This is a genomic window from Pseudoxanthomonas sp. (genome assembly GCF_027498035.1).
In the GTDB taxonomy this organism is placed as follows: Bacteria; Pseudomonadota; Gammaproteobacteria; order Xanthomonadales; family Xanthomonadaceae; genus Pseudoxanthomonas_A.
In genome coordinates this window covers 680,301-693,391 of the sequence record NZ_CP114978.1, presented here as the reverse complement: position 1 = coordinate 693,391, position 13,091 = coordinate 680,301, and the positions used below count along the sequence as shown (strand labels likewise).

Here is a 13,091-nt window from a genome sequence, read left to right as displayed (position 1 = left end):
ACTGGCTACCAAGGGTCGGGGTGTGAAATTCGTAGCAAAACGAACGCGTGTCAATGCCATAATCTCCGGCGGGGCGTCTCACTGCTGGGGAGCAGACCAGAGACCTCAATACACTGCAATCGCCTAATCGCAGTTGGCGAACCTAAGGTGCCTGTAGCTCCAGATTTTCCAAAATTCGATTAGGTCATGTCGCTCATTTTGGTTTGATAATTGGAAGTGACGATGCCGCTGGCCTAAATCAATCCTGCATGGAGATCCACTTTGAAAACTGTTGCCATCGGAATAAGTCTCGCCGCCGTTCTTTTAGCCGGTTGTTCCAAAGAACAAGCCGACGCAGTGCCTCCAACTACTACGGCAGTCAACCAGAATTCCGCCGACTCGATCTATTTCGGAGGCGACATTGTCACCGTCAATGATGCGCAGCCTACTGCTGAAGCCATCGCAATCAAGGACGGTAGGATTGTCGCTGTAGGCAGTCTCAGCGAGCTCACCGCGAGTTCAACGGGTGCCGCTACAAAGATGATCGATCTCAAGGGAAAGACATTGCTGCCGGGTTTCATAGACCCACACAGCCACTTCATCAACGGCATGGCGATGGAGGACCAAGCTAACGTTACCGCGCCTCCGGTGGGCCCTGCCAGCACAGCCGCGGAAATCGTCACGGAGTTGCAGCGATTTGCTCAGGCGAAATCAAAGAAGCCCGGCGAAATCATTCTTGGGTATGGGTACGACGACAACATGCTTCCTGGTGACCATCCGCTTACCCGCGATGATCTGGACCCCGCATTTCCAGACAATCCGGTGATAGTGCTACATGTGTCAACGCATGGAGCGGTGCTTAATTCGGCCGCGCTGAAGAAGTTTGGCATTTCGGCCGCTACCAAGACTCCAGCCGGCGGCGTTATCGCGCGTAGGCCTGGAAGTCAGGAGCCCACAGGCCTGTTGATGGAAACGGCTTGGATTCCCTTGCATGAGCAATTGCCTGCGTCTTCTCCAGACCAAGAGCCAAGTCAGATCAAATATGCTCAAGATCTGTATGCCGCTGCCGGCGTCACCACTGCCCAAGACGGCGCATCTATGGCTCCGCAGGTCGAGGTACTCCAGAGGGCGGCAGATCGTGGCGAGCTCTTCATCGACGTGATCTCCTACCCTTTCATTGGCGACTTAGAGAACGTTCTCAAGGTGCACCCCGCGAGCACCTTCGGCACCTATAAAAAGCGCCTGAAGCTCGGTGGCTGCAAGATCCTCGCCGATGGATCACCACAAGGGAAGACCGCGTTTTTTACCACTCCCTACCTAACCGGCGGGCCAGGTGGCGAAAAAGACTGGAAAGGCGAGCCCACTTTCCCGCAGGACACCCTCAATGGAATGTTCAAGACCTGCTACGACAAGGGGTTGCAGGTCATTGCACATGCGAACGGCGACGCGGGCATTGACGCAGTCCTGAATGGCCATGAGTTCGCAATCACTGGCGCTGCCGAGAGGGACCGTCGCACGGTCATCATCCACTCTCAGTTCGTTCGAAAAGACCAGCTCCAGAAGTATCTTGACTACAGAATGATTCCATCGTTCTACACGGAGCATACGTTCTTCTTCGGCGAAGCTCATATCAAGAATAGAGGGATGGAACAAGCGTCCTTTATTAGCCCGATGCAGACTGCGCTAACGCTGGGGCTAAAGCCAACAAATCACACCGATTTTAGCGTGGTGCCAATTAACCAGATGATGGTCGTATGGACCGCCGTCAATCGCAAGCTTCGCAGCGGCAAGGTGTTGGGGCCCGATGAGAGAATTAGCCCGTTGGATGCCATCAAAGCCATAACTATCAATGCCGCATATGAATATTTCGAGGAAGGCAGCAAGGGCTCTATCGAAGCGGGCAAGCTGGCCGATCTCGTCATCCTTGACAAGAATCCATTGAAGGTTGATCCGGACGCGATCAAGGACATCAAAGTGGTCGAAACGATCAAAGAAGGCAAGGCCATCTATGTAGCACTTTAGCCACACCGAGCACGCGCGGCCACATGTTGGCCGCGCGTCCAAAGTCATACGATTGATTGCGGGGTGTTCTATGCAAAAGAGTCTTCTTGCCACCGTGGCAATTGCCTCAGCACTGCTCCCTGCTACCTGTTTTGCCAGCGATAGCCACGGCCCCGGCTATGACTTCGTGGAAGTAGGCTGGTCCTGGCTACACGCGGAGCACGATGGTGACGGTTTCGCAGCCAATGTATCTGCTTCGGTAAGCCCCCCCCGTCTGACAGACACCGTATAAGTAGAACTTTCTGGCATCTTTCCCCAGCCAGGAGGTTTCATGCGTACATCCAAGTTCACCGAGTCGCAGATCGTAGCCATGCTCAAGCAGGCTGATGCAGGCCTACCGGTCAAGGATATCTGCTGCCAAGCCGGGATCAGCACAGCGACGTATTACCAGTGGAAGAGCAAGTCCGGCGGCATCAATGAAGCTGCGACCTCAACCTAACCGCACAGGGCTTGCAGCCGTTCGGCCAGGCGCAGGCCCAGTGCAATGATCGTAAACGTGGGGAACGCCCAGCCGCCCGTCGGGAACACCGAACTGCCTGCGATATGCAGGTTGTCCATGCCATGCACGCGGCAGTCTCGATCGACCACGCCATGGCGTGCGTCTTCGGCCATCCGGGTCGTGCCCATGTGGTGCCCGGTGCCTTCAACCTGCGGAGGTGTCTCGTCACCGGCGGCGACCCATGGCTCGGGCTCGAAGCGCCCCCCACTGGCCCTGGCCAGTTCCTGTCCGAATAGCCTGGCGGCGTTGCGGTAGGTGTGGCGATCGAGTGCGTTCAGGCGCCAGTCCATGCAGATTTTTCGCTGTCCGAGTGCATCGACTTCATGGTCGAGCCTGACGCGACTTTCCGGATTGGGGGCCTGCTCGAAATACCCAACCAGGACGAGGTGACTGCTGCGCACAGCCGGCTTTCCAGCCCGCTTGCGCGCCAGTGCGCGCGCCACGTCGCCCATGCCCAGGGCGAGTTGTAGCAGAAGCCCGGTTGTTGTCCCCGTCGCCCCCCTGGACTCAGGCAATGCGCTGTTGCGCATGGCCGCGCATAGCTCAGCCTCGAGCAGGCTGCCTTCGTCAGGGGGCGCGACTCGCCTGCCCGTGCGCAGCCCCCGCAAGGCGGCGAGTCCGCGTGGCACGGTGCCCTCCTCCACGAATGGGTGCACTCGCCCGTTGAGCAGCCCGTGAGCCTGTTGCGCCTGCTCGGACAGACATATTTCCGGAAACGTGGCGGTGCCGCGTGCACGCGCTCGATCGTACGGCCGCGCCAGCTGATCGGTTCTGCCGCCCACCACCGCGCCGAGCTTCCCGCTCGGATGATCCATGAAGTAGCGCCCGACCGAGCCATGGGAATTACCCGGGCCGCCAGGAAGCACCTTGTCCGAGAGCAACAGCAGCCGTGCGTTCTCGATTCCGCCACAGGCAAGGACGAAATGACGTGCCCGCACCACGCTCCGCTTTCCAGAGAGCGAGCCGATGGTCGCGCCCTGTATGGCGCGGCCATCGGGCGTGACATTCAGCTCGAGCAGGTTGGCATGCAGCAGCGCCGTGACGTTCGGCGCGCGTTCGATTTCAGCCAGATAGTCACGGCCGAACAGGAGCGGTGTGCGCATGAAGATCTGGTTGTTGAGCTTGTCCCGATCGAAGGGAATTGGCGGGAGCCCGGGCAAGGCATCGAAGCCGTTGCCGCTGCCGTCGATCTGGCGCCGCGGGAGCCCACAGACTTCCAGGGCACGCAAGTAATACGGCTCCAACTCGGTCGCGGTAATGGGCCAACCGCTATGCGCGACCCAGTCACGCGCGCAGAGGTCGAGTGGATTCAGTGGCATGCAGCCCCCGCCCCACAGGTTGCAACTGCCTCCGAACGCCCGCATCCGTGATGTCGCCGGATCCAACGGTACAGCGCCCACCGACTGACCTCGGTATAGCGCCTGGCTTCGCAGCTCGCCCGTCAGGCCACCGCCTTCAAGCAGGCACACGCGCAACGATGTACCGATGAACGAGCGCGCAATCGCAATGCCGGCTGCCCCTGCGCCGACAATGCAGATATCCGCAGCATTTTCGGCTGTCGCCGAATCCTCAAGATAGTCGACGATCATCTTCTTTCTTAAATTCCCCGACCGCTGCCAAGAACCGGATACGAAATTTTTTTCTGGACCCTTGCCGCATTTCGCAGCTACCTACGTTGGACACGGCATAAAGCGGACTCTCGCCGGCTTCTGTGACCAGTACTTCGAGGTTTTGGTCGGTGAGAACCTGGCTTTTCAAGCTTGCAAGCGTGGGGCTGCTGGAAACGCGACCTCAGAAAGCGCTTACAGGCTTGGGCAACGGGGCTTTCAGTGTCGCGCTGGCCCAGCAGGTTCAAGAACTTGGAAAAAACAGGGGTGAAACCATGCTTCGGAAACATCGCTTAGTAGCGTCGGTACGCTATGCCGCCGCCGAGACCTCGCAACAGTCAGGTGTCCGGCCATGACCAACTTCTACCGCATTGCTGCGTTGTTGCTCATCAATCTCCTGGCAGGTTGCGCATCTTCTCCAGGATCGCTCGCAGCGCCGCAGATCGACAACACCGTCATGGCCGTCACCGCCTACCACATTGGCGTAGACGACCAGCTCAAGGTTTCCGTCTGGCAGAACCCGGACCTCAGCGTCACCGTGCCGGTCCGTCCGGATGGAAAGATCACGGTTCCGCTGATTGGCGATGTCCAGGCCGGTGGCGAGACGCCCGACGCGGTGGCAGCCGCAATCCAGGAGAAGCTCAAGTCGTTCGTGCGGGACCCCCAGGTCGCGGTGATTCTTACCGAGCTGCGCAGCCACGAGTACCTGTCGCGCATTCGCGTCACTGGTGCGGTGCGCAACCCCGTGTCCCTGCCCTACCGGCAAGGAATGACCATCCTCGATGCAGTCCTCGCCGCTGGCGGTACGAACGAGTTTGCCGCCCCCGACAGGACAGAGCTTTACCGGCATAGCGGCGACGGTGCCACGCAATCTTACGAAGTGAGATTGGGAAAGATCCTGCAGAAAGGCGAGCTGGAAACCAATTACCCAGTCCAGCCAGGTGATGTGGTGACCGTTCCACAGCGCGCCTTTTGAACAACAACGCATCCCGGGACAACGCCGCCATGGAAGAACAGAACCACTCGCTCCCCATCCTGGCACCGATACTGTTTGCGGAAGCACGACGCCACCGCCTTGCCATCGGCGGAATATTCGCGGCGATCGCGCTCGCGGCGCTGGTGGCAGGCTTGCTGTGGCCGAAGAAGTATGTCGCCTCGACGACGATTCTGGCGCAGGAAAAGAGCATCATCACCCCGCTCATGGAAGGTGCGGCAACGCCGACCGGCAATGCGGATCGTGCTGGCATTGCGCGCGCAGTCATCCTGGGAACCAAGGTCATCGACGCCGCTTTCGGCGCAGGCGGCTGGTCTGAAGACCATCCCTCGCCGGTGGAAAAAGAACGCATCATCGAAGGCATCAAGGCGCGGACCACGGTGCAGTTATCGCGCGACAATCTCTTGACAATCACCTACTTCGACTCTGACCCGCGGCGGGCCTATGAAGTCACCAGGCAGTTCGAGCAGAAGTTCATCAGCGAGAGCCTGGCCTCGAAACAGCGCGAGAGCCGAGAGGCATTCGAGTTCATCGACAGCCAGGTTGAAGCCTACCGCCTGAAGCTCACCGGCGCCGAAGACAAGCTGAAGAAGTACCGCGAAGCGGATGCCGACGCCCGCCCCGGCAGCGATGTGGCGACGCTCTCGCGCATCAACGACCTGCGCGCGCAGGTCGAGAACACGCGAATGGACCTGATGGAAAAGCGATCGCAGGAGTCCTCGATGCTGGCCCAGCTATCGGGCGAGTCCGAGGTCTCTGCGGTCCAGACCACCGAAGGCATTTACCAGGCACAGCTGGCCGAACTCCAGGCACAGCTGGACAAGCTGTTGCTGAGCTATACATCCGACTACCCGGACGTGGTTCGCATACGGCACCAGATGGAGGACATCCAACATCAGGTGTCGCAGGCCAGGCAGCGCAAGCTGAGCGCGCAGGCAGCGGGCACACCCATCGCGCTGGACAGCCACGCACAGTTCAACCCCCTGTACCAGCAGCTGAAGAGCCGCCTGTCCGCCGTACGTGCCGACCTTGCAGCCACTGGCGCGCGCCTGAGCGTATCCGAGTCCATGCTCGGGGCCGAACTGCAGCGAAGCAGACACATTGCCGCGACGGCCAATGTCACCTCGGAGCTCACCCGTGACTATGACGTCAACCGCAACGTGTATCAGGACCTGCTGAAGCGGCGCGAAAACGCACGGGTCTCCATGAATCTCGACGCGCGCCAGCGTGGCTTGAACCTGGTTGTCCAGAACCCAGCCACCCTGCCGCTGGTGCCTTCGGGCTTGCGCTTCATGCACTTTGGCCTCGCCGGCATGGCGCTGGCCATCGCCGTTCCGCTGGCGCTGCTGTTTGGCGTTGTCCGGTATGACCCCAGGCTCCGTTCTGCAGAGCAACTAGAACGTCTGACTGGACTGACCGTGCTGGCCACCGTGCCGTATTACCCCAACGCCCAGGATCGTCGCCGCCACGCGATCCACAACACCCTGTTGCTGGGGATCGTGCTCTCGGTTGTTCTGGCTTATCTGGTCGTTTTTCTGCTCAAGCATCGGGGAATGACGTGACTATCAGGGATTCAACGCACGACATGGAAGCGCCGGAAAGCACGGACGAGGTTCGCGAAACCGGACTGGTCCGCCGGCCATCATCGCGTCATGTCATCACGCGCATGGCAGAGACGACCATGTTGGCGCCCATGCAGTTTGATCGACTGCGGCTGATCCATCGTGATGAGTCGGCGCGCCCGCATTCGGATGCCTTCCGAGAAATCAGGACCCGCCTGCTGGACCTGGCGAACGGGGACAATTTCGTGACCTTGCTGGCGGCGGTCAGCCCACGCTCGGGCAGCAGCTTCGTGGCCCGCAACCTCGCAGCTGCATTTGCCTTCGATGTCGCCAAGACCAGTCTGTTGATCGACTGCAATCTTCGCTACCCGGCCCAGCACAAGGCCCTGGATGTGGAACCGATCTCTGGTGGACTGATCGAGTTCCTTGACTCGCCGGGCCGCGGAATCCCCAGCATGATCTATCCGACTGGCATCCCCCGCCTGCGACTGATCCCGGCAGGTACGGCGCGCGAGAACGGCGGCGAATACTTCTCGTCGGCGCCCATGCGGGCTGCGCTGAAGTCGCTGCGCGGCCGCTATCTGGACCGCTACATTTTCCTGGATGGGCCGGCCATCGGCGGCTCGCCGGACGCACGCATCCTTTCCGATCTGGCCGATTTCGTGGTGGTCGTGGCCGGCTACGGTCGCGACACACCCAAGGCGATCAGCCAGGCGGTCGCGAATTTCGCGCCTGGCAAGGTCGCAGGCGTGGTCTTCAACCATGCGCCCTGACGATCTTCCCGATGGCGCCGGGCGCAGCGAATCGCGTTAGCCGATCTGGATGGGAAAAAAAGAACGCAAGCGGCTCTACGCGGCTCCGTCGATGCTGACGAAGCCGCGATGCTTCCACCGAACTGTTTGCCCACGCGTCACTTTCAGCGAGAGCAGTATGTCGGACTACTTCAAGCTCGCGAGCGGCGTCGGGTTGGCCTTGGCGGCGACGACGATGCCGGGCACATTGCTCGCCGGTCAGCTGAACTACACCCTCTACGGCGGTGTCGAACACAGCGACAACATCGCCCTGACGGCGCAGGACCCGATAAGCGAATCGGTGCTGGTACCGGGAATGAGTTTTTCCTACCTGCAGCAGGGGGCCGACCTGCAGGCCAACGTTGCCGGGAACCTGGAATATCGCAATTACCTGAGCCAACGATTTTCCGATCAGGTCCAGCTGCAGCTGGCAGGCCAGGCCAACTGGACGATCTTGCCGGCAAGGCTGGACCTGGAGATGCGGGACTATGCCGGCGTGCAGCCAATCGACCGGCTGGCCAGCACCGGGCCGGACAATCTTCAGCAGACGAATGTGTTCACCTTCGGCCCCGTATTCCACTTCCTGCTGGGCGGGGCCACGCGCGGCCAGGCCGCTGTGCATTACATCAGCAGCTACGCGGAGAAGACCAAGGATTTCAATTCGCACCGGACCCAGGAGTCGCTGGGCATCACCAGGGACATGAATGCAACCGACCGGTTGTCGATGACCCTGCAGGTCCAGCAGGTTTCGCTGACCGAGCTGGCCGCGACTCCGGACTACGATCGTCGTGAACTGCTCGCTGGCTACGTGAGCGAGCTTTCGCACCTGCAGATCGATCTGGGTCTGGGCTGGTCGCAGCTGGACTTCAAGCAAACGGGAATGCCAACGGCTTCCGGGCCGCTGCAGCGCCTGACCATGAATTACCGCCCGACCGAGCGCAGCACACTGTCCTTGTCGGCGGCGCGCGAATACTCCGATGCCGCCCAGGACATGTTGCTGCAGGCGCCGACTGGAATCCTGGAGGGCACCGGCAGAGGTGTCGACGTGGGCAACACCACCGTTGATGCCCAGGTCTACCTGGAGCGTCGGTTCCGACTGGCCTATACCTTCCAGGGCGAGCGGCTGACGCTGACGGCTGCCCCGCTCTACCGCAGGCTTGGCTACATCAATGATCCCACGCTCGACCAGAAAACCCGCGGCGCCGGCATCAACATCAGCTACAAGCTGCGTCCCACCCTGACGCTGTCGATGGTCAGCGTGTACGAAAGACTGGCCTACGACACCATCGATCGTCGCGACAACACGATCAACTATGGCCTGGACATCGTGAAGCGCCTGAACCCACGCTGGGGCTGGCGGATCTCCCTGCTCCATCAACAGCGCAGCAGCAACCAGGCAGAGCAGGACTACCACGAGAACCAGATTTATTTCGGCATCCTCTACAACCGATGATCATGCAGACGCAGCTCGAGATACCCTGCCACTTCGGCGCCGCGCAGGACCTGTTCGGCATCTATCATCCGGGCTCCTTTGAGCACGGCATCGGCGTGCTGTTGTGCCCACCGCTGGGCCAGGATCTGATTCGCTGCCACCGGCTTTACCGTCAGCTGGCGCATGCGCTCGCCGGCATCGGGGTGGATGTGTTGCGCTTTGACTACTACGGCACGGGCGACTCGGCCGGGGCCAGCGAAGAGGTCGAGTGGTCCCGCTGCCTGGCTGATGTTGCAACGGCCGCCGAGCGGCTGCGCTCGCGCAGCGGCTGCCAGCACATCATCGGATTCGGCACCCGGCTCGGTGGAAGCCTCGCGCTGGCCGCCGCCGAGCGTGCGCGCCTGGAACAACTCATCGTGTGGGATCCGATACTGGACGGCCCGGCCCACGTGGATGCGCTCGATGAGCTACAAGCCGCGCTCCGCTTCGACCTCAATCGCTTCGCGGCACCACGGCCGGCCGCGGCACTGGCGGGCCAATGGCAGGGGTTTGCCACCGGCGCGTCCTTTCGGCGGCAGCTGGCCGAGCTGAGGCTTGATTTGCCGCAACGACGCATGCTGGTCCTGCATTCCGCGACGACCGACGCAACCGCGCCCACACATCGCTTCAGCAGGACCGGTGCCGAGGTCGCCTCGCTTTCACTGCCCACGCCGTGGGATGACCTGGCGGGGCTGGAAACCATGATCCAGTCACACGAGCTGATCGACATCGTGACCCGTCGCGTAAAGGAGTCAACCTATGCATGAGCATGCCACCCGGTTCGGCCGCGCCCAGCACCTGCTGGGGATCGTGGGCTATCCCTCCTCTGACTCGCGCACGACCGGCGTGATCGTGCTCAATGCCGGGCTGGTGCACCGCGTCGGGCCGTTTCGCATGCACGTGCAGATGACCCGGCGGCTCAATGCATGTGGCTTCCCGACGTTGCGCTTCGACCTGTCGACGGTGGGCGACAGCGGTGCCAGCAACGAATCGCAGTCGCGCGAGCAGCAGGTGCGAAGTGACGTTTCCAGTGCCATGGCCTTGCTGCGCAAGCAGGCGGGTTGCAGCCGCTTCGTGTTGATCGGCCTGTGCTCGGGCGCGCAGAACGCCCACCTCGTCGCCCAGGGCGATGAGGCAGTGGCTGGCGCTGTCTTCCTGGATGGCTATGCCTATCCCACCGCTGGATTCAAGGTTCGACACTACCTGCCACGCCTGTTGGACCCGTCGCGCGTGCTGCGTGCGCTTGCACGGCGGTTACAGCCCCCGGCTGCGGCTGCTGCGTCCACAGGCTCGCAGTTCCGGGTCGAATTTCCCCCACAGGCGCGCGTACGGGATGAACTGGCCGGGATGGTCCAGCGCGGGCTCAAGCTCTGCTTCATCTACAGCGGCGGGGCCAGCTGGTATTTCAACCACCAACGCCAGTTTGGCGAGTGCTATGGAAGGACGCTGGCGGCCCATCCGGGCATCAGCGTCAGCTTCCTGGGAGAGGTTGACCATACCTACATCCTGGCTGATGACCGCCGGCGGCTGCTCGATACCATCGAACACTGGCTGTGCCTGCATTTCCCCCAGGTTGCGCGCGATGAACTGCCGGAGCCTGCGATTGCACGGGCGCCTGCATACGCTTCTCAACTGCGCTAGTTGGCCTCCAGCTTCACGATGAACTGATTGCCCGGCCCGCGCACATCGAGCCTCCAGCCGCGGGTGTAGTCCTTGTCCACTTTGGTCCAGTCGACCGCCGTCAGCCTTGCGCCGGCCGGCGACAGGACCGTGACCCGTAGCGCGCCCGCCGTCGCGATGTTGCCTTCGATCGTCGGCTTGGTCGGCACGTTGAGCTGGAAGACGGCCTCGGTACCGGGACTGGTAGTGAAGGTGTCATGGACGGTCAGGGCACGACCTTTGAAATCGATGGCGCGTTGCCAGCCGCGCACCGCGGGATTTCCTCCGTATGCAGGGGTCAGATTGGCCACGGCATGGACTTCCCCGTTCGCGCCGGTACTGACCAGTTGCAGTGAGGACGTGGTCGGGCTGACCTGCGGCACCGGTTTGCCGCCACGCTCGAAGCGCACGACGTTATTGGTTTCAGTCCCCTGCTGGATGCCGCTATGGCTCCAGATATTCTCCGAGACGGTGAGCCAGTCGCCTGCAAAAAGGGTCACCGCGCCTTGTGCCTGATGGGCGTGGCTCTGGTCATAAGGCCCGGCGCTGAAATTCAGCCACACGGCCTTCCTGCTCCAGTCGGTGCGGGCAAACAGCTGCCCTACTCCGCTCGCGTGATAGACCAACGCATTCGGCGCGGCACCGCCCTTGCCAGCAGACAGCAGGTCATGCCGGCTATTGAAACTATTGGTCATCTCCTTGATCGAGATGTGGTGCAGCCACCAGGACGCTTCGCCAGCCGCCGCGGCATCGTGCGTCAGTGCGCGGGCTTCGAGCATCAGCTGGCGCTCGTAGTCGTAGAGCTCGGGGACCGATACGCGCGGCTGGTCGCCGATCGGCGCGAACTGGTCCATGGTCGGGACCGTGGCATGGACCCAATAATGGATGGTGTCGGTCAGGTGCGCGTTGGCATTGGCCAGGTCCTTGCCGTTGCTATCCCGCCATAGGCGATACAGGCCAAACAGCGTGCGGAACGACGCGCCATAGCTGGTTCCCTCGCGACTGCCGCCGCCTGCCAACGTGGCCAGGTACGAAGTCAGCAAGGGCAGTCGGTCCCGTTGCAGCAGGTTGTCCCAGGCAGAATTCTCGCTGGCCAGCGACCAGTACATGGTGGCTTCCAGGAAGCTGTAGAAATAGTTGTTGCCCGGATCGTCGATGGCCCAGCCGTTGCCGGGCAGCCAGTGTCCGCCCCAGCGGGCCACATAGGGATGCCACACATTGGCCACCGCCTGGTCTGCATAGGATTTCCAGCGGGATTTCTGCCTGGGCGTCACCAGGTCGCCGCACCAGTCGTAGGCAAGCGCGAGGTCGCGGAGCATCGGGCCGACGTACAGGTATGAATCATCGGCGATGGGAGGCGCCTGGCCATTGGCCATCGCCGCTTCGGCAGCGCTGACCTGGTCATCGACCATGCGCACGGCCAGCAGGCCATAAGGCCGCTCGCCGGTCAGGCGATACATGTATGCCGCATCCGTCGCTGAAAATCCGTACGCCGGATCCCCCGCCACCGCACGATCGACATAGCTCTTGAAGCGCCGGTACTCGACCGATTTTTTTTCCACATACGAAAGATCGAGCTTCACCGCAGCCCGGACCGTCGGCATGACTGCTACGGACAGCAGCGCCATGCATACCACCGCGCGAAGACGTGTCATCGGAGTTCCTCATGCTGCCGACCTGGGCAATCGAACCAAATTTCGCAAGTGCATCAATGGCGTTTGCGTATGGCGTGCCACGCGTAGTGGCACATGTAGAACGCGGACCTCGGCCAACCGAGCCGTTCGATGCGTCGATAGATCTGCCATTGCCATGCGGCCGCACGGAGCTTGTTGGAAGAGACCGATCCATCGCGCACCAGGTACGACGCCAGCGGTGTCGGGGCGCTGATGCAGATGGCACGCCCGGCACGCCGCACCAGATCGAGCCAGAAGACGTAGTCCTCATGGCCGACGCGCCGGAATTCGACGGTGCCCAAGCTGCGCGCGTACATGCCGGTCAGATGGCCAATATGGTTGCTCTTGAGCATGTCGCGGTAGTGGACTTCCCGGCGCGGTCGCACCTGCGAGAGCAGGCGCCCATGCAGGGTGACTCGATCGTACGCACCGTAACTGACCCGCGCGCCCGCGGCGATCATCTGCGCAAGCTGCCATTCCAGCTTGCGTGGGTGCCACCAGTCGTCGCTGTCGAGGAACGCGATATAGCCGCCGGTTGCCACAGCAATACCGGCGTTCCGTGCGGCGGCGACACCGCCGTTTCTTTCCAGCTGGATGGGCCTGATCCTCGGGTCCAGGCGGGCGTACTCGCGAAGGATGTCCCATGACTGGTCACTCGATCCGTCATCGATGGCGATCAGTTCCAGCGACGAATGGGTCTGCCGAAGCACCGATCCAATCGAATGACGCAGCCACTGCTCGGCGTTATAAACAGGCATCACCACGCTGACGACAGATGGCTGCATCGCGTCCATC

10 protein-coding genes and 1 pseudogene are annotated in these 13,091 nt (G+C 61.6%); 8 read left to right on the top strand and 3 right to left on the bottom strand.

The annotated features are described in order from the left end of the window. Nucleotides 1–261 precede the first annotated feature (261 nt). Nucleotides 262–2,001: an amidohydrolase gene (locus O8I58_RS03130; protein ID WP_298320604.1), complete on the top strand. Its 1,740-nt coding sequence runs from the start codon at nucleotides 262–264 to the stop codon at nucleotides 1,999–2,001. A 310-nt stretch (nucleotides 2,002–2,311) separates the two neighbouring features. Beyond that, nucleotides 2,312–2,455, top strand: a pseudogene (locus O8I58_RS03125) (transposase); the annotation flags it as partial. Between the two features lie 20 nt (nucleotides 2,456–2,475). Here the strand turns inward: O8I58_RS03125 and O8I58_RS03120 are convergent. After that, nucleotides 2,476–4,128: a GMC oxidoreductase gene (locus O8I58_RS03120; protein ID WP_298320603.1), complete on the bottom strand. Its 1,653-nt coding sequence runs from the start codon at nucleotides 4,126–4,128 to the stop codon at nucleotides 2,476–2,478. A 370-nt stretch (nucleotides 4,129–4,498) separates the two neighbouring features. Between O8I58_RS03120 and O8I58_RS03115 the strand changes: the two genes are divergently transcribed. From O8I58_RS03115 to O8I58_RS03090, 6 genes are all read left to right on the top strand, one after another. Further along, complete coding sequence (locus tag O8I58_RS03115) at nucleotides 4,499–5,122, top strand: XrtA/PEP-CTERM system exopolysaccharide export protein (RefSeq protein ID WP_298320602.1); 624 nt, start codon at nucleotides 4,499–4,501, stop codon at nucleotides 5,120–5,122. Nucleotides 5,123–5,151: 29 nt separating this feature from the next. Next, the gene (locus O8I58_RS03110; protein WP_298320601.1) at nucleotides 5,152–6,702 is read left to right on the top strand and encodes an XrtA system polysaccharide chain length determinant; all 1,551 of its coding nucleotides are present in this window, start codon (nucleotides 5,152–5,154) and stop codon (nucleotides 6,700–6,702) included. 131 nt (nucleotides 6,703–6,833) lie between these two features. After that, a complete protein-coding gene (locus tag O8I58_RS03105; RefSeq protein WP_298320600.1) occupies nucleotides 6,834–7,475 on the top strand; it encodes a P-loop NTPase family protein in 642 nt (213 codons plus the stop codon). Between the two features lie 157 nt (nucleotides 7,476–7,632). Then, nucleotides 7,633–8,946: an outer membrane beta-barrel protein gene (locus O8I58_RS03100; protein ID WP_298320598.1), complete on the top strand. Its 1,314-nt coding sequence runs from the start codon at nucleotides 7,633–7,635 to the stop codon at nucleotides 8,944–8,946. 2 nt (nucleotides 8,947–8,948) lie between these two features. Continuing rightward, complete coding sequence (locus tag O8I58_RS03095) at nucleotides 8,949–9,731, top strand: alpha/beta fold hydrolase (protein WP_298320597.1); 783 nt, start codon at nucleotides 8,949–8,951, stop codon at nucleotides 9,729–9,731. After that, entirely contained in the window at nucleotides 9,724–10,605 is an 882-nt protein-coding gene (locus O8I58_RS03090) for an alpha/beta hydrolase family protein (RefSeq protein ID WP_298320595.1), read from the top strand. The genes O8I58_RS03095 and O8I58_RS03090 overlap by 8 nt, the downstream gene beginning before the upstream one ends. On the opposite strand, the gene O8I58_RS03085 is transcribed toward O8I58_RS03090, so the two are convergent. Beyond that, on the bottom strand, nucleotides 10,602–12,278 hold the full coding sequence (locus O8I58_RS03085) for a hypothetical protein (protein ID WP_298320593.1): 1,677 nt from the start codon (nucleotides 12,276–12,278) through the stop codon (nucleotides 10,602–10,604). The two genes, O8I58_RS03090 and O8I58_RS03085, sit on opposite strands and share 4 nt — an antisense overlap. 53 nt (nucleotides 12,279–12,331) lie before the next feature. Continuing rightward, on the bottom strand, nucleotides 12,332–13,090 hold the full coding sequence (locus O8I58_RS03080; protein WP_298320592.1) for a glycosyltransferase family 2 protein: 759 nt from the start codon (nucleotides 13,088–13,090) through the stop codon (nucleotides 12,332–12,334). Between the last annotated feature and the right edge of the window lies 1 nt (nucleotide 13,091).